The 18,289-nt window shown below is 63.2% G+C and carries 18 protein-coding genes; 10 read left to right on the plus strand and 8 right to left on the minus strand.

The annotated features are described in order from the left end of the window. Nucleotides 1-74 precede the first annotated feature (74 nt). On the minus strand, nt 75-2,318 hold the full coding sequence (locus BHE01S_RS21180) for an NADP-dependent isocitrate dehydrogenase (RefSeq protein ID WP_042267368.1): 2,244 nt from the start codon (nt 2,316-2,318) through the stop codon (nt 75-77). A gap of 433 nt (nt 2,319-2,751) precedes the next feature. Here BHE01S_RS21180 and BHE01S_RS21185 point away from each other — a divergent pair, with 433 nt between their 5' ends. Together BHE01S_RS21185 and BHE01S_RS21190 are read left to right on the plus strand one after the other, a co-directional pair. Continuing rightward, entirely contained in the window at nt 2,752-3,168 is a 417-nt protein-coding gene (locus BHE01S_RS21185; protein ID WP_042267492.1) for a MarR family winged helix-turn-helix transcriptional regulator, read from the plus strand. 61 nt (nt 3,169-3,229) lie between these two features. Next, a complete protein-coding gene (locus BHE01S_RS21190; RefSeq protein ID WP_042267369.1) occupies nt 3,230-3,478 on the plus strand; it encodes a hypothetical protein in 249 nt (82 codons plus the stop codon). A gap of 24 nt (nt 3,479-3,502) precedes the next feature. On the opposite strand, the gene BHE01S_RS21195 is transcribed toward BHE01S_RS21190, so the two are convergent. Then, complete coding sequence (locus BHE01S_RS21195; protein ID WP_042267371.1) at nt 3,503-4,327, minus strand: alpha/beta fold hydrolase; 825 nt, start codon at nt 4,325-4,327, stop codon at nt 3,503-3,505. A gap of 355 nt (nt 4,328-4,682) precedes the next feature. Here BHE01S_RS21195 and BHE01S_RS21200 point away from each other — a divergent pair, with 355 nt between their 5' ends. After that, nucleotides 4,683-5,873: a sugar transporter gene (locus BHE01S_RS21200; protein WP_042267373.1), complete on the plus strand. Its 1,191-nt coding sequence runs from the start codon at nt 4,683-4,685 to the stop codon at nt 5,871-5,873. Between the two features lie 49 nt (nt 5,874-5,922). Here BHE01S_RS21200 and BHE01S_RS21205 read toward each other — a convergent pair whose 3' ends face one another. Together BHE01S_RS21205 and BHE01S_RS21210 are read right to left on the minus strand one after the other, a co-directional pair. After that, nucleotides 5,923-7,350 (minus strand): sensor histidine kinase, encoded by a 1,428-nt coding sequence (locus tag BHE01S_RS21205; protein WP_042267374.1) that lies wholly within the window; start codon nt 7,348-7,350, stop codon nt 5,923-5,925. Next, nucleotides 7,337-8,002 carry a response regulator transcription factor gene (locus BHE01S_RS21210; RefSeq protein WP_042267376.1) on the minus strand — a complete coding sequence of 222 codons (666 nt, stop codon included), beginning with the start codon at nt 8,000-8,002 and terminating at the stop codon, nt 7,337-7,339. Before BHE01S_RS21210 ends, BHE01S_RS21205 begins: the two co-directional genes overlap by 14 nt. 159 nt (nt 8,003-8,161) lie before the next feature. Between BHE01S_RS21210 and BHE01S_RS21215 the strand changes: the two genes are divergently transcribed. Together BHE01S_RS21215 and BHE01S_RS21220 are read left to right on the plus strand one after the other, a co-directional pair. Further along, nucleotides 8,162-9,205, plus strand: coding sequence for an ABC transporter substrate-binding protein (locus BHE01S_RS21215; RefSeq protein WP_042267378.1), 1,044 nt, complete (start codon nt 8,162-8,164; stop codon nt 9,203-9,205). Between the two features lie 106 nt (nt 9,206-9,311). Further along, a complete protein-coding gene (locus tag BHE01S_RS21220) occupies nt 9,312-10,571 on the plus strand; it encodes an MFS transporter (protein ID WP_407669540.1) in 1,260 nt (419 codons plus the stop codon). Between the two features lie 100 nt (nt 10,572-10,671). On the opposite strand, the gene BHE01S_RS21225 is transcribed toward BHE01S_RS21220, so the two are convergent. Continuing rightward, on the minus strand, nt 10,672-11,769 hold the full coding sequence (locus tag BHE01S_RS21225) for an NHL repeat-containing protein (RefSeq protein ID WP_157025539.1): 1,098 nt from the start codon (nt 11,767-11,769) through the stop codon (nt 10,672-10,674). 591 nt (nt 11,770-12,360) lie between these two features. Next, nucleotides 12,361-13,059 carry a glycine zipper 2TM domain-containing protein gene (locus tag BHE01S_RS37000; protein ID WP_084069081.1) on the minus strand — a complete coding sequence of 233 codons (699 nt, stop codon included), beginning with the start codon at nt 13,057-13,059 and terminating at the stop codon, nt 12,361-12,363. 410 nt (nt 13,060-13,469) lie between these two features. Here BHE01S_RS37000 and BHE01S_RS36125 point away from each other — a divergent pair, with 410 nt between their 5' ends. The 3 genes from BHE01S_RS36125 to BHE01S_RS21240 all read left to right on the plus strand — a co-directional run bounded on the left by BHE01S_RS36125 (nt 13,470) and on the right by BHE01S_RS21240 (nt 14,931). Beyond that, nucleotides 13,470-13,913, plus strand: coding sequence for a hypothetical protein (locus tag BHE01S_RS36125; protein WP_157025540.1), 444 nt, complete (start codon nt 13,470-13,472; stop codon nt 13,911-13,913). Between the two features lie 341 nt (nt 13,914-14,254). Continuing rightward, on the plus strand, nt 14,255-14,587 hold the full coding sequence (locus BHE01S_RS21235; protein WP_042267383.1) for a superinfection immunity protein: 333 nt from the start codon (nt 14,255-14,257) through the stop codon (nt 14,585-14,587). Beyond that, nucleotides 14,584-14,931 carry a hypothetical protein gene (locus tag BHE01S_RS21240; protein WP_245639816.1) on the plus strand — a complete coding sequence of 116 codons (348 nt, stop codon included), beginning with the start codon at nt 14,584-14,586 and terminating at the stop codon, nt 14,929-14,931. The genes BHE01S_RS21235 and BHE01S_RS21240 overlap by 4 nt, the downstream gene beginning before the upstream one ends. An 11-nt stretch (nt 14,932-14,942) precedes the next feature. On the opposite strand, the gene BHE01S_RS21245 is transcribed toward BHE01S_RS21240, so the two are convergent. After that, complete coding sequence (locus BHE01S_RS21245) at nt 14,943-15,317, minus strand: hypothetical protein (protein ID WP_245639813.1); 375 nt, start codon at nt 15,315-15,317, stop codon at nt 14,943-14,945. A gap of 131 nt (nt 15,318-15,448) precedes the next feature. Between BHE01S_RS21245 and BHE01S_RS21250 the strand changes: the two genes are divergently transcribed. Next, nucleotides 15,449-16,414 carry an IclR family transcriptional regulator gene (locus tag BHE01S_RS21250; RefSeq protein ID WP_042267386.1) on the plus strand — a complete coding sequence of 322 codons (966 nt, stop codon included), beginning with the start codon at nt 15,449-15,451 and terminating at the stop codon, nt 16,412-16,414. Between the two features lie 23 nt (nt 16,415-16,437). Here BHE01S_RS21250 and BHE01S_RS21255 read toward each other — a convergent pair whose 3' ends face one another. Next, nucleotides 16,438-17,511 (minus strand): porin, encoded by a 1,074-nt coding sequence (locus tag BHE01S_RS21255; RefSeq protein WP_042267388.1) that lies wholly within the window; start codon nt 17,509-17,511, stop codon nt 16,438-16,440. Between the two features lie 462 nt (nt 17,512-17,973). On the opposite strand from BHE01S_RS21255, the gene BHE01S_RS21260 reads away from it, so the two are divergent. Continuing rightward, the gene (locus tag BHE01S_RS21260; RefSeq protein ID WP_042267389.1) at nt 17,974-18,288 is read left to right on the plus strand and encodes a non-heme iron oxygenase ferredoxin subunit; all 315 of its coding nucleotides are present in this window, start codon (nt 17,974-17,976) and stop codon (nt 18,286-18,288) included. The last annotated feature ends 1 nt before the right edge of the window (nt 18,289 follow it).

Below are 18,289 nucleotides of genomic sequence, written 5' to 3' on the forward strand. Positions count from 1 at the left end.
ACGGTGACGTGGGAGGCTCGATTCGTTGGGTGGAACGTCCCCCGCGCGAGCGCACGGGGGGCGGGCTCCAGCCCTTACTTCGCAGCGGCTGCGAGTGCGGCGTTGAACGTCGGGCTCGGGCGCATGACTTCAGCGAGCTTCGCGAAGTCCGGCTTGTAGTAGCCGCCGATGTCGACCGGCTTGCCCTGGACCGCGGCCAGCTCGCTCACGATCTTCTGCTCGTTCTCGGCCAGCGACTTCGCGAGCGGCGCGAAGTGAGCGGCGAGTTCCGCGTCTTCCTTCTGCTCGGCCAGTTCCTGCGCCCAGTACATCGAGAGGTAGAACTGGCTGCCGCGGTTGTCCAGCTCGCCGGTCTTCGGCGACGGACCCTTGGCGTTGTCGAGCAGCTTGCCCGTGGCGGCGTCGAGCGTCTTCGCGAGCAGCTTGGCGCGCGCGTTGTTCGTCTTGATGCCGAGGTCTTCGAGCGAAACGGCCAGGGCGAGGAATTCGCCGAGCGAGTCCCAGCGCAGGTGGTCTTCCTGCACCAGCTGCTGCACGTGCTTCGGCGCCGAACCGCCTGCGCCCGTTTCGTACATGCCGCCGCCGGCCATCAGCGGAACGATCGACAGCATCTTCGCCGAGGTGCCCAGTTCCATGATCGGGAACAGGTCGGTGAGGTAGTCGCGCAGGATGTTGCCCGTGACCGAGATCGTGTCCAGACCGCGGATCACGCGCTCGAGCGTGTAACGCATCGCGCGCACCTGCGACATGATCTGGATGTCGAGGCCGGTCAGGTCGTAGTCCTTGAGGTAGGCTTCGACCTTCTTGATCAGCTCGTTTTCGTGCGGACGGTACGGGTCGAGCCAGAACACGGCCGGCGTGCCCGAGTTCTTCGCGCGTGCGACGGCGAGCTTGACCCAGTCGCGGATCGGCTCGTCCTTCACGAGGCACATACGCCAGATGTCGCCTTGCTCGACCGGCTGCGTGAGCGCGTCGAGCACTTCGCCCGTGGCGTTGTCGACGATGCGCGCCGTGCCGTCCTGCGCGATTTCGTACGTCTTGTCGTGCGAACCGTACTCTTCAGCCTTCTGCGCCATCAGGCCGACGTTCGGCACCGTGCCCATCGTGCGCGGGTCGAATGCGCCATTGGTCTTGCAGAAGTTGATGATTTCCTGGTAGATGCGCGCGAACGTGCTTTCCGGAATCAGGCACTTCGTGTCGGCCGGGCGGCCGTCGGCGCCCCACATCTTGCCGCCTGCGCGGATCATGGCCGGCATCGAGGCGTCGACGATCACGTCGTTCGGTGCGTGCAGGTTCGAGATGCCCTTGGCCGAGTCGACCATGGCGAGCGCCGGACGGTGCTCGTGGCACGCGTGCATGTCGCGGATGACTTCTTCGCGCTGCGATTCCGGCAGCTTTTCGATCTTCGTGTACAGGTCGACGAGGCCGTTGTTCACGTTCACGCCGAGTTCTTCGAAAAGCTTGGCGTGCTTGGCGAACGCGTCCTTGTAGAACACGCGCACGGCGTGGCCGAACACGATGGGGTGCGAAACCTTCATCATGGTCGCCTTCACGTGCAGCGAGAGCATGATGCCGGTCTTGCGCGCGTCTTCCATCTGGTCTTCGTAGAAGGCCAGCAGCGCCTTCTTGCTCATGAACATGCTGTCGACGATCTCGCCGGCCAGCAGCTTGACCTTCGGCTTGAGGACGATGGTTTCGCCGGCCTTCGTCACGAGCTCCATGCGGACTTCGCGGTCCTTGTCGTTCGTGATCGACTTTTCGCCGTGGTAGAAGTCGCCGTGCTTCATGTGCGCGACGTGAGTGCGCGAAGCCATGCTCCACTCGCCCATGCTGTGCGGGTGCTTCTTCGCAAAGTTCTTGACCGCGAGCGGTGCGCGGCGGTCCGAGTTGCCTTCGCGCAGCACCGGGTTCACGGCGGAACCGAGGCACTTCGAATAGCGCTTCTGGATCGCCTTTTCCTCGTCGGTCTTCGGATCTTCGGGGAAGTCAGGGACCTTGTAGCCCTTGCCCTGGAGCTCCTTGATCGCGGCGACGAGCTGCGGTACCGATGCGCTGATGTTCGGCAGCTTGATGATGTTCGTTTCCGGCAGCTGCGTGAGACGGCCCAGTTCGGCCAGATTGTCCGGCACGCGCTGTTCTTCCGTGAGGAATTCCGGGAACTCGCCGAGGATACGGGCCGCAACGGAGATATCGCTGGTCTCGACGTTCACGCCGGCCGGCGCAGCGAAGGTGCGGATGATCGGCAGAAACGCGCTGGTGGCGAGCAGCGGCGCTTCATCGGTCAGGGTGTAGATGATGGTGGGTTGCTGGGTACTCATCGGCTTCTTGGCGGGGTTCAAAAACGGGGTGATAACACCACCGGCTGCGCGCAGTCGGCGAAACACCTGAATTTTGCCTCAATTTGCAGCGCGCAGGGGCGCAACCGCGCAGGTATTTCATATCGTGGGAAGCGCTTGCGCAATGTTAATTGACGAGAAAGTCGGCGCGTTTGCCTTGATCCGCGGGCCGCGCGCTGAAAACGTTTCCGGGCCGGAGCCCCGTCCCATAAGGCTTTTCAGGGCGATGCCGGTAATGCGGCCACGGTTCATGGGGTTTGTGGATCGCACCCCGGATAGGGTGTCAAGCTGGTAAAGACCCTTGTGAAAACGGAAGTGAATCGGGGAGTCTTATATAAGAATTTTGTCTCGCAAGGCTCATCGAAGACCCTCAAAACAGTTGCCTTGCTAATCAATTCGTGGTCTCATGGACTTCATGTTCGATCACTGCCTTTACTTCAACTCGTCGGCACTCGCGCGGCTCGTCGAGCGCGAGTGGAGCGCCGCCTATGCGCCGTTCGGCCTCACGCCCGCGCAAGGCTTCGTGCTGCGCGTGGTGCTCGCGAAGCCCGGGTGCCTGGCGAGCGATGTCGCGCAAACGCTCGGCATCGCGCGGCCCACGGCGACGCGTCTCGTCGACAACCTCTGCGACAAGGATTTGCTCGAACGCCGCCAGGGCGAGGCCGATGGCCGCGAATGGGGGCTTTTCCCCACGGCGGGCGGCACCGCGCTCGACGCCCCGATCAACGGCGCGAGCGCCGAAGTCGCGCGGCGCCTGCGTACGCAAGTGGGCCCGGACCTGTTCGAGTCGACGGTCACCGGCATGCGCAAGATACGCAAGGGGCTCGCGTAAGGCGCTTGCCCTTTTTTTAAAAGCAGAATGATTGTCTTGCTAATCAATAAGGAGAAGAGCGATGAACGAAGCGGCGCTAAAGGGGGCGGGGGAGGAATCCTGGCGGTGGGCGACCGGCGTGGCGGTCGTCGCGCTGGCGGTGGGCGGCGTGGTCGCGGCAATCCTCGTGATGCCGCGCGCCGTCGAAGCGAACAACCGCGCGTGCATGGCGGCCTACGCCAGCGATCTGCACGCGGAGCTCGCCGCGTTCGCGCAAGACCCGGTGTGGCAGGCGCAATACGTCGAAGCGATCGCGGCGTGCGCGCGTTGAACGCTCACGCCGCGCGCAACTTCGTTACTTCCGGTTCAGGAACGCGAGCAGGTCGGCGTTGACCTGCCCGGCCATCGTCGTGCACATGCCGTGCGGGCCGCCCGGGTAGATCTTGAGCGTCGCGTCCTTGACGATCTTCGCGGAGAGCTTGCCGGCGTCGTCGATCGGCACGATCTGGTCGTCGTCGCCGTGCAGGATCAGCGTGGGCACGTCGATCTTCCTGAGGTCTTCCGTGTAGTCGACTTCGGAGAACTCGTGCACGCAGTCATGCAGCGCGAGGATGCCGCCCCACATGCCCTGCTGCCAGAACGAGTCGATCACGCCCTGTGAGACCTTCGCGCCGCTGCGGTTGTAACCGTAGAACGGCACGGCCAGGTCCTTGAAGAACTGTGAGCGGTCGTCGATCACGCCCTTGCGGATGCCGTCGAACACATCCTTGGGCAGGCCGCCCGGATTCTTCTCGCTCTTGATCATGATGGGCGGCACCGCGCCGATCAGCACCGCGCCCGAGACGCGCTGCGTGCCGTGGCGGCCGATGTAGCGCGCGACTTCGCCGCCGCCCGTGGAGTGGCCAACGAGCGTGGCGTCCTGCACGTCGAGCTTGTCGAGCAGGTCGGCGAGGTCGTCGGCCCAGGTGTCCATGTCGTTGCCCTTGGCGGGCTGATCGGAGCGGCCGTGGCCGCGGCGGTCGTGCGCGATCGTGCGAAAGCCGTTTTGCACGAGAAAGAGCATTTGGGCGTCCCAGGCGTCGGCCGTGAGCGGCCAGCCGTGGGAGAAAACGACGGGCTTGCCGCTGCCCCAGTCCTTGTAATAGATCGACGTGCCATCGCGGGTGGTGAAGGTGCTCATGGAAACTCTCCAGTTTCTTTTACAGCATCACAAGGCAGGCAGACGCCGGCGCACCGGCGCGCACGGTCGTGCTTCGCGCGGCGCTGTGTGGCGGCGTCCAGGGATGGGCGATGCGGGTGGAACATGCCGGCAGCTGCGCGTCACGGAAAGTGGCAGGAGGCACGCGGCTCAGTATAGAGAGAACGCCTGGGCGATGACGCGAAGGTGCGCGGCCTGAGCGGCGGCTATTCGCGGGGCTCTATTTCGTCAGCGCCACGCTGCTCGCGGCGGGGCCCAGAAGCGGCACTGCACGGTTCGGGCATCGCATACGGCGCGATACGCGATAATCGCCCTTTGTCGATTCCGCATCTCTCGTATGTCGATGCCTGAACCGGACTCTTCCGGGCACGCCTGGTGGGGTGTGCTCGTATTGGCGCTCTCGGCCTTCATCTTCAACACGACCGAATTCGTGCCCGTTGCGCTGCTGAGCGCCATTGGCGACAGCCTGCACATGAAGCCGACCGACGTCGGCCTCATGCTGACGATCTACGCGTGGACGGTGGCCGTGGCGTCGCTGCCCCTGATGCTGCTGACGCGCAACGTCGAACGCCGCACGCTGCTGACCTGGATATTCGCGCTCTTCGTCGCCAGCCATATCGTGACCGGCGTGGCGTGGAACTTTACGGTGCTGATGGTGGGCCGGATCGGCATTGCCTTCGCCCATGCCATCTTCTGGTCGATTTCCGTCTCTCTGGCGGTGAGGCTCGCGCCGCCCGGCAACAAGAGCCGGGCGCTCGCCATGCTCGGCATGGGCACCTCGATCGCCATGGTGGCGGGCATTCCGCTTGGGCGCGTGATTGGCGAGACGCTCGGCTGGCGGCAGACTTTCTTCGTCATTGCGGGCGCGGCGGCGTTTGCGCTGCTCATGCTGCGCGTGATGCTGCCCGTATTGCCGAGCCATCAGACGGGCTCGTTCAGCAGCGTGCCCGTGCTGTTCAGAAAGCCGATGCTGGCCTCGCTCTATCTGCTCACGATACTCGTCGTAACGGCGCACTTCACGTCGTACACGTATATCGAACCCTTCATTCACACCGTGGGCCACGAAAGCAGTCAACGCATCACCTATATCCTGATCCTGTTCGGCAGTGCCGGCATCCCCGCGGCCGTATTCTTCAATCGTCTTTATCCGCGCGATCCGGCGCAGTTCCTGCAAGCGGCTGTGGTCGCCGTGTGCGTGTGCCTGCTCGTGCTGTTTCCCGCCGCGCTCTCCATCGTCACGTTGTCGGTTCACACGCTGGTGTGGGGCGGCGCGATCGTTTCCTTCGGACTGGCCATGCAGGCATGGGTGCTCAAGCTCGCGCCCGAAGCCGCGGACCTCGCGGTGTCGATCTACTCCGGCCTCTATAACGTGGGGATCGGCGCGGGCGCGCTGCTTGGCAACCATATTGCCAACGGCTTCGGCGTGTCGTGGGTCGGCAGCTTTGGCGGCGTGGTGGGCGGCATTGGGGCTGGAGTGTGCTGGCTCGCGTTGCGCATGTATGCGCGGGCGCATACTGCAGGGCATTGATGGACCGCAGGATGCGCCGGACTCGCGTTTCGGCCCTTTCGCGTAGCGTTCACATTGGCGTAGCGGGAGACGTTCCGGCTTCAGGGGAAGGAAACGTCAGCACCACGGCAAACCCGCCGCCGGCGGGAAACGCAAAGTTCACGCACCCGCCGTGCGCCTTCATCACCGCCTGCACGATGGCGAGCCCAAGGCCCGAGCCCGTCGTGCGCTCCGCGCCTTGCTGGCCGATGCGCTCGAACGGACGCAACGCGGCGTCCCAGTGTTCGCGCGCGATGCCTGGTCCGTTGTCGGTCACGGTTAGCGTGACGGCCTCCCGCGAGGCGTTCACGGTGACGACGATATCGTCCGCCTTGCCGTGCAGCAGCGCGTTGTGCAGCACGTTCGACAGCGCTTCCTGCAGGCTCACGGGGTCGCCCGCGATCCAGGCTTGCGGCGCGCTGCTTTCGAACGCCACTTTCACGTCGCGTTCGTCGGCGAGCGGAATGGTGCGGCCGAGCACTTCTCTCGCGAGCTTCGCGAGTTCCACGCGCTGCAGCGGCACCACTTCGGTGCGATGGATCACCATCGCGTGATTGAGCAACTGGCCGGTGAGCCGGCCCACGTCCGAGCAGGTGGCCCGCAACGCTTCGAGCCGAGCGGCGTGACGCACGGGATCGGACTCGGTGCTGAGCAACTCGATCTGCGCGTCGAGCCGCGCAATCGGCGTGCGCATCTGATGCGCGGCGTCGGCGATGAAACGCTGCATGGCCGTCATGCGTTCGGCGAGGCGCCCGATCAGCCCGTTGATGGCGCCGATCAGCGCATTGATTTCGCTCGGCGTGTCGTGCGCTACGGGCCGCAGGTCGGCCGGGTCGCGCGCGGCGATGATTCTCTCGATCTGCGCGAGCGGACGCAGGCCGCGCCGGATGGCAAGTCCGCTCGCGCCGATGGCGAGCACGCTCATCAGCAGAATGAGCGTCCAGACCTTGAAGCTCATGTCGTTCGTGAGCTGCTGGCGCGCGTGCGTGGTCTGCGCGACCGTGACGAGGGCCCAGCCGGGCGGCCGCGCGTCCGGCATGTAGCGCCCGATGGTCGCCGTGCGCACGCGCTCGCCCTGGTAGCGGGCGTTCGCGAATGTCGGACCCTGGCGCGCGCGCATCGCGCTCGCCGTATTGGCCGGACCGGGAAGGTCGCCATAGCCCGCGACGACGAGGCCGCGCGCGTCGACCACCTTGTAGTAGACGACGTCATACCGCGAGAGCGTGGAGAGCGCGGCCACCGGCGGATTGAGCGCGAGCACGCCGCCCTGCACATAGAGGTTTTCGGCGACCTGGATGGTTGCGCCCGCAAGCAGCTGATCGTAGGCGCGCTCGGACGCGACACCCGCGTAATAGCGCGCGATGCCTGCGAGCGCCGCCGCGCCCGACGCCACGACGAGCGCAATGAAGAGCAGCGTGCGGCCGAGCAGCGTTTTCGGGAACCAGTCAAAGCGCGGCAATTTGATATCCCATGCCGCGCGCCGTGCGGATTTCGACTGAACTGCCCTGCAGCTTTTTGCGCACGCGCGTGACGTATTGTTCGACGGCGTTCGCGCTCGGCTCGTTGCCGTAGCTGAACAATTGATTCAGCAGTTCTTCCTTCGGGAAGATACGCTGGGGACGGCTGGCGAGGATTTCGAGCAGCGCGAATTCCTGGCGCGAGAGCGAAAGCGGTTTGCCGTCGAGTTCGGCGAGCCGGCTGCTGCGGTCGATGGCGAGACCGCCGAGCCTCACCACATCGTTCGCATGCCCGCTGTTGCGGCGCAGGAGCGCCTGCACGCGCGCTTCGAGTTCGCGGTAGTCGAACGGCTTGACGAGGTAGTCGTCGGCGCCGAGGCCGAGGCCGCTCACGCGGTCGTCGATGGCCGAGCGTGCGGTGAGGAGCAGCACCGGCGTGGTCGAGCCCGCCGCGCGCAGATGGCGCAGTATCTCGAAGCCGTCCATGGCGGGCAGCATCACGTCGAGCACGACCAGATCGAAGCGCTCCACGCCTAGCAGGCTGTTCGCCGTGGCGCCGTTCGCTTCGAGGTCCACCGCGTGACCGAGGCGCGTGAGGCGGCTGCGCACAGCCGCGCCGATTTCCGCGTCGTCCTCTACCACCAGAATGCGCATGGTGCGGTTCCTGCCAAAATCTTCATGGGTGCGATTGCGGGTTTTCCCCGAGGTTGACGCTGCGTGTTTCTCAGCATTTTCTCAGACTCGCCCGGTAATCTCGCGAACCATGGAAGGTGCAGAGACGTGATTACGACACGAACCAACGGAGACGGCAAGATGCGCGTGAAGTCGCCGCGGCCCTCGTCGCGGCGCCGCGCGCTCGTTGCGGCGGGCCTGGGCGCGGCCGCCCTTGCCGCGGCGCTCGCGCCTGCGTGGGTCCGGGCCACGCCGCGCACGGTGCGCATTTCGAAGGGCTATGGCCTGCTGTATCTGCCGCTGCTCGTGATGGAAAAGGCGCGGCTCTTCGAGCGCCATGCGGCCCGCCATGGGCTCGCGGACGTGAGCGTGGAGTGGGTGAGGCTCGATGGCGGCAATTCGGTCGACGACGCCATGATGGCCGGTACGCTCGACTTCGCCGCGGTGGGCGCGCCCGGCTTCATCGAACTGTGGGCGCGGGCGCGCGGCATACCGAACGTCGAGGTAATCGGCATCAGCGGTCTTTCGGCCACGGCGCTCTCGCTCAACACGAACCGGCCGGAGATTGCGACGCTGCGCGATTTCACGAGCGCCGACAGGATTGCGGTGCCGGGCATTCGCACCTCGCTTTCGGCCGTGGTGCTGCAGATGGTGGCGAGCAAGCTGCTCGGAGCGCAGCACTTCGCGCAGCTCGATTCGATCACCGTCGGCCTGCCGCATCCACAGGCCATGCAGTCGCTGATACGGCGCGAGGGCGGCATCACCGCGCATTTCGCCTCGCCGCCATTTTCGACGCTCGAATTGCAGCAGCCGGGCATTCACCGCGTGGTCAATTCGGTCGACGTGCTCGGGCCGCTCACGCTCGACGTGGTGTTCGCACCCAGGCGCCTCGTCGACACCGAGCCGGCGCTGGCAAAAGCGTTTCTCCTCGCGCTCGACGAGGCGAACCGGATGATCGCTCGGGACAAAGCGGCCGCGGCGCAGATCTATGTCGATTCGTCGGGCTTCGGCGTGTCGCGCGAGCACGTGGTGCAGACGCTCCGCGCGCCGGAGTCGCGCTTTTCGGTCCGGCCCGAGCAGCTGATGGAGTACGTGGACTTTCTGTACATGGTGGGCACGATCAAGGCGAAGCCGCGCACGTGGAACGACATGTTCGTGGCGATGCTCGGCGATTTCCGTCCATAGCGCGTGCAGGAAGGCGCGTGCAAGGACAACATACAAATAAACGTAGGAGAACCTGGTGAATACAAACGCAACCGTCGATCAACGGTCCGCTGAAGAGCGGATTGTCATGGCGAAGATCGCGCGCCGCCTCATGCCGATCCTCGTCGTGATGTTTCTGATCTCGTTCATCGATCGGCAGAACGTCGGCTTCGCGAAGCTGCAGATGGTGCACAGCCTCAACATGACCGAAACGGCGTTCGGCCTGGCTTCCTCGCTGTTCTTCATCGGCTATCTGCTGTTCGAAGTGCCTAGCACGCTCGCGCTGCATCGCTTCGGCGCGCGCGTGTGGCTCGCGCGCATCATGCTTACCTGGGGCGTGATTACGGTGCTGATGGGCTTCACCACGTCGATGCAGGTGTTCTGCGGCCTGCGCCTCGCGCTGGGCGTGGCCGAAGCCGGCTTCTATCCGGGCGTGATCTACTACCTCACGCTGTGGTTTCCGCAAAGCTACCGCGCGCGCGTGCTCGGCATCTTCACGCTGGGCAGCGCGCTCGCGAACATGCTGGGTTCGCTCGTGGGCGGCTGGCTGCTGAGCCTCAATGGCGTATGGGGCCTCGCCGGCTGGCAGTGGGTGTTCATCGCCACGGGCCTGCCCGCCGTGCTGGTCGGCATCGCCGTGTTCAGGCTGCTGCCGGCGTCGTACCAGGAAGCGCGCTTTCTGAACCCGAGCGAAAAGCAGATCGTGGCCGCCGCGCACGAGCGCGAGAAGCCCGAGCACGCCGAACACGCGCAGCCCTGGAAGGCGCTGCTCGATCCGCGCGTGATGCTGTTCGCGGCGACCTATATGCTGATGTCGACGTCGCTCTACGGCGTGACCTACTGGCTGCCCACGCTCGTCAAGTCGTTTGGCGTGTCCAGCAGCGTGAACGGGCTGCTGAGCATGCTGCCGTGGGCGCTGGCGGTGTTGCTGCTGCTGTGGCTGCCTTCGAAGCTGCGCCAAGCGAAAAGTATTCTGCGCGCGATGGCCATCGTCGCGGCGCTCGGCACGCTGGGTTTCCTGCTGAGTCTGCTGCTGCCTTCCACGCCGCTGCGTTTTGTTGCGCTCGTGTTCGGCGGCGCGTGCATCCCGCTGCTTTACCCGTGCTTCTGGTCGATGCCGCCGCGCTACTTCACCGGCGCGCGGGCGGCGGCGAGCGTCGCGGCGATCAACTCGATCGGCAATCTCGGCGGCTTCTTCGGCCAGAACCTCATGCCGCTCGCGGGCAAGCTTACGGGCACCGCGTTCGGGCCGATGATCGTGCCGATCGTGTGTCTCGCGGTGCTCGGTCTCGGCGTGGTAGTGGCGTGGGGACGTTCCGGGCGCGTTATGGAGGGCGTGCCGGCCTGAGGCTGGGTTTACGCAATCGGGCAGTCATCCTCGGACTTTTCGCTGGAACTTTTGGTGGCCCGCACACGATTCCTGTCCTGCGCTCCATAGTGTCATGGCGCTAGTCACTCCCTCCATAGCCAAGCATTGCGGGATTGGAATTCTTGAAGATCAAGTAGAAGGGACGCTGAAGCGGATTACCAGCCGGCGCCACAACGTCACAGACTTTTGTCTTGACGTTGCAGCGGCGCAGTTCCCCTGCTGTCGTTGCGTCTCCACCCATAATCGGGATGTACAGCCTGTTCCCGGGCCCGAAGATGATCGCCTGCGCATAGGCTCGCGGTGCGGGCGGTGTGGACAGCACGAGTTCATCGAGAAGAGCGCCGGTTTTGCCGTCAAGTTTCAGAACCTTGTCGCTGTCGCTGGCCGTCGCGCGGAAGCCCGTAACCCAAAGATTGCCTTCCTTGTCAAAGACCAGTCCTTCTGGACGGTGCAAGTCAGGAATGGATTGATTGGATGCGAACACATCAACGAAAGTTTTCGTAGTTGCATTGAATCGCAAAACGTAGCCGACAAGTGTATTCGGGCTGTCCGAGTAGGGGCATCCAAATACGGAAACGTACAGAAGACCGTCTGGTCCGAACACCAGGCCACGTGGGAAAAACCCGCCAGTAAATTTGGACCGGTCGAGATTGCCGAGAAATGCTCCTGCATCGTTGTATAGCTTGATGGCACCCTGGCTCGAGCAATCGCTACCGACATCGGCGACATAGAAGACGTTGTCCGGCCCTCCACGCACGATGCCGCGAGGCGCGTAAGGGGCGTTGATGTCACTTGCTGAGACGAGTTTTCCAAGAAACATTCCGGTTTTTCCGTCGAACCGGAAAATCTCACCAGAAAGCGGAAGGTTCACGTTCTGGTTGACGACCACGAGTTCGCCGTCCGTATAAATCATGCCGGCGGGTCCGGTAAGCCCTGCGCTTCCTGACGTCACAAAGGCGCCACGGTATGCGCCACTCGAACCATTGAACGCCTGGATGGTGTTGTTGCCGGCATCTCCGATAAATAACTCTTGGGCGCGCGCGGACAGGTTGACCGAAATCGCCGCCACGCCGAACAGTATTGAAACCAGGATAGAGCGAAAGTGGTGGAGAGATATTGGCGAGGGCTTTCGGCAAGGCAAGCTCCAACGCGTGAAGATGGAAGTTGGCGTAACCATGTGACTTCTCCGTTTTCAAGTTTTACTGAGAATCTACGTGGTGCTGCGTACGCGCGTACCGTAAGTGCGGTACGGCCTAAGCGAAGAGACCGGACGACAGATAGGCTGCAGCTCGCCGATGGATGCGGGCGGCTGTTCAGGTAGACGCTGAAATCAGTGTGTTTCTTATTATTAAGCCGATTCGTGGTCGGTGGCGTGGCGAGCCACCGCGTGAAGCAGGCCAGGTTATCGTTTTGCCAGAATCAATTGATGTATGGGTACCGGCGAGAGGGTTTCCGGCTACCGCAAAGGAGGGGCGGCAGTCATCGCCGCCGCACGTCAACTATATTGTGCCGGGTTGCGATTTGCCTCCATCAAATGATGGAGAGCGGATACGAATGCGCTTTTAAAGGCACCACGTCTACCGCTTGCATCTTCGAAGCGTGCGCAACGTTGTAGGTCTGTTCGGTTCCCGCCATGCGTGGCACTTGAAGAAGATCTCTCCACGAACATGGAAACGCCCCAGTCAAAGACCGGGGCGTGCGATCCGTTAGCCGCGGCTTAGTGCCTCTTTAACAGAACGGCTAAAGGCCCACCTGCTTTGGAGGCTGATTACGACGCGCTCAGGGAGTCTCCCGATACATGAACACGCTCGCCGACCTGGACCGGTGGCTGTGACGAATAGTTGAAGTTTCGGTAGCTACCGTCCTGCATCCTGACCTGCACCTGGTAACTTGTCGCCTTGCGTACAGCATGCTCAATGCCGTTGCCCGCAAGGCCACCACCAACGGCGCCGGCAATCGTCGCCAGAACGCGACCGCGTCCGCCGCCGACCTGATTTCCCAACAGCCCACCTGCGACTGCCCCGCCTACGGCCCCGAGACCCGTTGTCGGCTCGGCTTCCTGGACCGTATTGACGGCAACGACTTCGCCGGCGTTCGGGTCAACGGCGACTTGTCCTGGAGCGGGTTGTGCCGACGATTGATATGCGTAGCCGCTGTTCGCATACCTTGGGGGCTGCTCGGCAGACACGCTATGGTGATGACGGACGCGCGGCTGGGCGGGTGCTTCCTCCCGCGTCGCGCGCTGCTCCGCGTTCGGTTGCGGCGAGGCGACCGGAGCACTGGAGATTTGTGCGGCGACTGGTGCAGCTTGCGTCGGGGGAGCTGTCACGGCTCGGGACGTCGGAAGAATGCCTGTCATTGCCGCGATGCCCGTAGCGCTCGCGAGGATGACCGCTACGGCTGCGCCCGCCACCAGAGGGTGAATGCGACTACGCGGGGATGAACTGGAAGTCAGGTTGGTGCTCATGTCGCGCTCCGTTGATGTGTGTCAGCAAGAACGCCGCAATCGGCATAGCGGTGCACCAGAGGATTGTGAGTTTTGTAAGCAGTTGTAGTGCGCTACGGAGACGCGAAGGGAAAGGGTCTTCGAGGAGGGACCGTTAAAGAGTCAAGGACGCCGCGGGTCAGACTGAGTATTAAGGTTGCGTTCCGGCGCCGGAACGTTGGTTTACGTTCAACGTGGAAGCGTGAATGCATTCCAATGGCGCTAGTTGAATGTGCGGTACCGAACGGTTTCCGGTTATTCAGCCGATTCAAATAGCCGAGCCTGCAGCAGGCGTGAAAACCTGCCTCTGCCTCTTGTGGTTCCTCACGGGCCGAGGACCACGTCGGCTCTCAAGCACGCTTGTTCGGTCCTGCAACGACCCAGGAGGTTTTATGACTGCAATGAAGCCGGAGAACGGAGCCGCCTGGCCTATGTTTTTCCTTGTCTGGATGAAGGAGGTTGCTGACTCCTTTTGCTACGCGCCCAAGCACCTCCAGCAGTCTATCAATCCCTGGACGTTTAACGGGTTTGTCATCAATGAGAAGAATTCCAGGAATCCGTCGGCCGAGCGGGCGATTGTGAGCGAAGTCAGCTATGGGCAGCAGTTGGGTCGCATCGGGGACGTTGTTGATGCAATCATCAAGAGGGCTCCTCCAGAGGACGAAGCGTTCAAGGAGTTCTCGAAGATGCGTGAGAAAATCGCCGGCATCAAGAGGGACAGTCGGAAAGAACGATTCGAGGCAGTTTTGGCGGACCTCAAGCAGATGAAGCTGGACGATAACCGCGGGTTCCAGGCCTGCATGGAGAGCATTCAAGCGTTAGGGCGCGAGGAGTGAAATGCGTTTGCCCTGACCACAAAAGGGGCGTGTTCGCCGGCAACCTGCAGTGCGCGATGCAAATTTTTGCGACAGGACAGGAATCGTTTGCGACCCACCAACGCGCGCGATTGTTAAGGCAGCCGCAACACTGAATTCGTTCTATCAGCATGGACTTACGATAGAACGATCCTATACTGCTACCTCATGTCACGGCGGCCTCGACGGCCGCGGTGCAGGCAAAGCGAAACAGCTTTTGAAACTGGCGGACACGGACAATCCGGCGCGCGATCGCGCCCGATCCTGCCCCTGCGACGCACAGGCGTTTCGCCAGTTTCGACGCACGAACATGAGGTGGTGCGATGTTGCAAATTCTCGAAGGTGTCTCGGTCATTGCGGCCGTGAGCCTGTATCTGATTCCGTCCATTGAAGCCGACGCACGTGGGCACAAGGATGCGTTTGCGATCACGATCGTCAATATCCTGCTCGGCTGGACGATCGTTGGCTGGTTCGCGGCGCGCGCCTGGGCGCACAGCCGCAGTGTCGAGCGTCGTCTGCCGCGCGCGGCGAAGCGGGTGCTTCGCTCTGCCGGGCGCGTGACGACGCAGAAGCTCGTGCAGCATGCGAAGTTGCGTACAGCGATGGAGTCCCGCAAGACGGCGGCGCAGCGCGGCGCGACGGCCCTGTGTTCATGAGCGCGTCGAAACGGTCTCGCGGCCTCATGAAGTTACCGGGCATCCGCCATTCGTTGTCCAGCGCGTTCGTTTCTCTTGCCGCCACCTGCACGGTGCTGGCCGGATGCGCGTCGGCCGGCAATGTCACTGCGGCGGACCGGCAGGATACGTTCGTCGTCTCGGCCTCCGCATCCGGTGGACGCCTCGCCTGGGCGCGCGCCCACAAGCGTGCCGTGTCCGCGGCATCGGACTATTGCGAGAGCCGCGGCATGCAGGCGAGCCTCGGCATCGAACAAATGGATGGTATCGAGGCGCTTCAGCAGCAAGGTTCCACGATCCGCTTCGAGTGCCATCCGAAGCTTTGAGGCGCTCGCCTTCAGCGAATCACAAATGTCTCCCTGCGCGGTCCATACCATTTCGTGACTTCGGAATGGGCGGTCAGCCGGGACGACTTCAGGATAGGGCTCGTGACGCGATACAGCCGGTCCGGGTCGGGCCCGTACAGGTATAGGTAGCCGTCGTTACCGTCGATGTGAAGTTCGGTTTCGCCGAGCTCGCCGGCGTTCGCGCGCTTGATGGCGCTGGCCAGCCGCTGTTCGAGCGCATGAATCTGCGGGCGCTCGTTCGGGTAGTAATCGAAATGGACCATCATGGCCGGCCCAGGCGGCTTCTGCGCCGGTTGTGCTGCGGCGCTGCCTGCGGCGAGTGCGATGCATAACAACGTGGCGAGTGTTTTTCGGCTCTTCGGCATGGGTGGATGGTGTGCGCGAGACAAGCTGCGATGTTCGCACATCGAAGGGGCGGCCTGGGGCGGCGGCGCTTCGCGTTATGATTGACCCCATCAAAGAAAGGTCCAACCCGGTCCACCCATTCAAGCCGCCAATGGTCACTAAACAAACCACAGGCCCCGCGCGTCGCAGCGCCGGGCCGGGCAAGCGCGCAGCGCTGCCTCCCGGGGAGACCCCAGCCGACGTGGATGCCGCGCATTCGAATCCCGAAGCGGACGACGAGGGCGCGGGCGCGTCGACCTATCTCGTGCCGGGCCTCGAGCGCGGCCTGCGCATCCTTGCCGAATTCTCAGCGCGCGAGCCCGTGCTGGGCGCGCCCGAACTTTCGCGGCGCATCGGCATTCCGCGCACAACCACGTTTCGCCTCCTGCAGACCCTCGAAGCGCTCGGCTTCATCGAGCGCGCCAACGGTGACCGGCAATACCGCCTGAGTGTGGCGGTGCTGCGCCTCGGCTTCGAATATCTCAGTTCGCTCGAACTCACCGACTTCGGCACGCCGCTGCTAGAACGCCTGCGCGACGCGACGGGCCTCAGCACCCATCTGTTGATTCGCGACGGCCGCGACGTGGTGTTCGTGGCGAAGGCGCAAACGCGTGAGCCGATGTTCAGTTCCGTAAAGGTTCACGTGGGCACGCGCTTGCCCGCGCACGCCACCGTGCATGGCCAGGTGCTGATGGGCGACCTCACGCTCGCCGAACTGCGCACGCTCTACCCGGAGAAGCAGCTCGAACGTTACACGGAGCGCACGCCCGCGACCGTCGCCGATCTCCATGCGCGCATACGCGAGTTCGCGCAGCAGGGGTATGCAGTGAGCGAGGCGTCGTTCGAAACCGGCATCTCGGTAGTGAGCGCGCCCGTGCGGGATCAGTCGGGCCGTATCGTGGCGGCGCTCACGGCAACGGTGCCGCGTTCGGACATCGGCGAGGCCGAGCGCGCGCCGCTCGTCGCCGCCGTGTGCGCCGCGGCGATCGACCTCTCGGCGCGGCTCAATTACCGGCCCGCGCCGGGCGACCCCACCGCGGCACAGGCCGCGCGTACCCGCAATACGCACGCCATCTGATACGGCGCCCGCAGGCGCCGCGATCAGAACGAGTGGTGAATGCCCGCGAGCACGATCGCCTGATTGCGCCCGCTCGACACGCCCGCGGTGAAAAAGGCCGCCTGCGCTTCGGAATTGGCGTGCTGGTAAAGCGCGTTCACATAAAGCTGCGTGCTCTTCGAAAGCGAATACACGTCGCCGATCATTGCCTGGGTCCAGCGGCGGCCGGAAAGCGTCGACGTCGCCGCGCCGCCTACGACGGCGTTGGCTGTCGTGAACTGATAGTTCGCGCCGGCGTCGTAGCTCTGGAACGTGTCGGAATAGCCGTTGGACTGCAGCTTCGTGCGCGTATAGAGGGCGTGCACGAGCAGCTTGCCGAATGAGTACGACGCGCCCACGCCCATGTTCTCGACCTTGTCGGCCATATACGTGGCCGCCGGTTGACCCTGGAACTCCATGATGCCGGTGGTCGCGATCGACACCGAGCGGTCATGTTCGTTCGACCATGTCGCGCCTGCCTTGAACGGTCCGTTAGCATAACTGAGCGAAAAGCCCATCGTTCTGCCGGTCGAGAAGTTCGTGGTATTGCCGAAGCCGAACATTGCGCCCGCCGTGAAGCCGTAAAAGCTCGGCGAACGATATTTGACGGAGTTGTTGTAAGGCACGACGCCCGTATCCGCCAACTGGTCGATGTTGCCCGGGTGGAACGCGTACCAGCTCGCCGCGAGATACGCCGTGCTGAACGGACCGAGTACGTCGAATGAGAACGGCGTTTGATTGCCCAGCGTGAGCGTGCCGAACTGCTCCGAGCTCAGGCCCACGTACGCCTGGCGATTGAACAGCGTGTTGGCCTTCGCCATGGCGCCAGTGTTGGTGTAGAAGCCGTTTTCCAGCTGGAAGATCGCCTTGAGGCCTCCGCCCAGATCTTCCTGGCCGCGCAGGCCCCAGCGGTCGGGCTGGGTGTTGCCCTGCTCCATCAGCCACTTCGAGTGCCCCCCTACGTTGCTGACGTAGGCCACGCCTGCATCCAGACTGCCATAAAGCGTGACGCTGCTTTGCGCCCATGCAGACGAGACGGCGCAAATGCCCGTCAACCCCGCGGCAATGAAATGCTTCAACTTTGGACTCCTGATCGTATGACGAAAAGCCGGGCTGTTGATCCGGCATACCCAACCTGCAAAGCCAATCCGCATGGTCACCCATAGGCAGTGCGCGGCGTGCTTCTGTCGGCAAGCGCTTTCGCGAGACACCTTTTGTTCCATATATGGATAGATGTACTGCCTATGGAAAGTATAGAGACTCTTGGAGACGTCAAAATACTTTTTTGAGACGGTGATTCCCCCAGGTGCCGCTCACCGCCCTGGATGCGCCATATACGTGCAAGTGCACGTGTCGTAAGCGTTTTGGCAATCAGGAGGTCACGCGCAGCGACCTTGAAGGTGTCATCTCGCAAGCTGCGCTCAGTGTTTTCCCCAGGCACGCGGGATTTCTATTTTTTTCTTCCCAAGACCGTTTCATAATTGACCATACACGAACTACTGTTCCGTATATGGAACATAGTTGAACGGAAAGGATGACAAATGGCTGAAGAATGGCGCTGCGCCGGGCATGCCGGCGATCTGTCCGAAGACGGGCCGCTCGAATACAAGCTGGACGGCACGGAGATCGGCATCTACAAGGTGGGCGACGAGATCTACGCGCTCGAAAACGTCTGTCCACACGCCTACGCGTTGCTGACGCAAGGCTTTGTCGATGGCGACACCGTCGAATGTCCGCTGCACGAAGCCGTGTTCCATATCCCGACCGGCAAGTGCCTCAAGGAGCCCGGCGGCCGCGATCTGAAGATGTACTCAGTGCGGCTTGCCGGCGAAGAAATCCAGATCAAGGTGGAATGAC

The organism is Paraburkholderia heleia NBRC 101817, assembly GCF_000739775.1.
Lineage (GTDB): Bacteria > Pseudomonadota > Gammaproteobacteria > Burkholderiales > Burkholderiaceae > Paraburkholderia > Paraburkholderia heleia.

Excerpts from the sequence above, each read along its gene's own strand:
- BHE01S_RS21180 (WP_042267368.1), bottom strand. The coding sequence starts at position 2,318 with ATGAGTACCCAGCAACCCACCATCATCTACACCCTGACCGATGAAGCG.
- BHE01S_RS21185 (WP_042267492.1), top strand. The coding sequence starts at position 2,752 with ATGTTCGATCACTGCCTTTACTTCAACTCGTCGGCACTCGCGCGGCTC.
- BHE01S_RS21190 (WP_042267369.1), top strand. The coding sequence starts at position 3,230 with ATGAACGAAGCGGCGCTAAAGGGGGCGGGGGAGGAATCCTGGCGGTGG.
- BHE01S_RS21195 (WP_042267371.1), bottom strand. The coding sequence starts at position 4,327 with ATGAGCACCTTCACCACCCGCGATGGCACGTCGATCTATTACAAGGAC.
- BHE01S_RS21200 (WP_042267373.1), top strand. The coding sequence starts at position 4,683 with ATGTCGATGCCTGAACCGGACTCTTCCGGGCACGCCTGGTGGGGTGTG.
- BHE01S_RS21210 (WP_042267376.1), bottom strand. The coding sequence starts at position 8,002 with ATGCGCATTCTGGTGGTAGAGGACGACGCGGAAATCGGCGCGGCTGTG.
- BHE01S_RS21215 (WP_042267378.1), top strand. The coding sequence starts at position 8,162 with ATGCGCGTGAAGTCGCCGCGGCCCTCGTCGCGGCGCCGCGCGCTCGTT.
- BHE01S_RS21220 (WP_407669540.1), top strand. The coding sequence starts at position 9,312 with ATGGCGAAGATCGCGCGCCGCCTCATGCCGATCCTCGTCGTGATGTTT.
- BHE01S_RS21225 (WP_157025539.1), bottom strand. The coding sequence starts at position 11,769 with ATGGTTACGCCAACTTCCATCTTCACGCGTTGGAGCTTGCCTTGCCGA.
- BHE01S_RS37000 (WP_084069081.1), bottom strand. The coding sequence starts at position 13,059 with ATGAGCACCAACCTGACTTCCAGTTCATCCCCGCGTAGTCGCATTCAC.
- BHE01S_RS36125 (WP_157025540.1), top strand. The coding sequence starts at position 13,470 with ATGACTGCAATGAAGCCGGAGAACGGAGCCGCCTGGCCTATGTTTTTC.
- BHE01S_RS21235 (WP_042267383.1), top strand. The coding sequence starts at position 14,255 with ATGTTGCAAATTCTCGAAGGTGTCTCGGTCATTGCGGCCGTGAGCCTG.
- BHE01S_RS21240 (WP_245639816.1), top strand. The coding sequence starts at position 14,584 with ATGAGCGCGTCGAAACGGTCTCGCGGCCTCATGAAGTTACCGGGCATC.
- BHE01S_RS21245 (WP_245639813.1), bottom strand. The coding sequence starts at position 15,317 with ATGCCGAAGAGCCGAAAAACACTCGCCACGTTGTTATGCATCGCACTC.
- BHE01S_RS21250 (WP_042267386.1), top strand. The coding sequence starts at position 15,449 with ATGGTCACTAAACAAACCACAGGCCCCGCGCGTCGCAGCGCCGGGCCG.
- BHE01S_RS21260 (WP_042267389.1), top strand. The coding sequence starts at position 17,974 with ATGGCTGAAGAATGGCGCTGCGCCGGGCATGCCGGCGATCTGTCCGAA.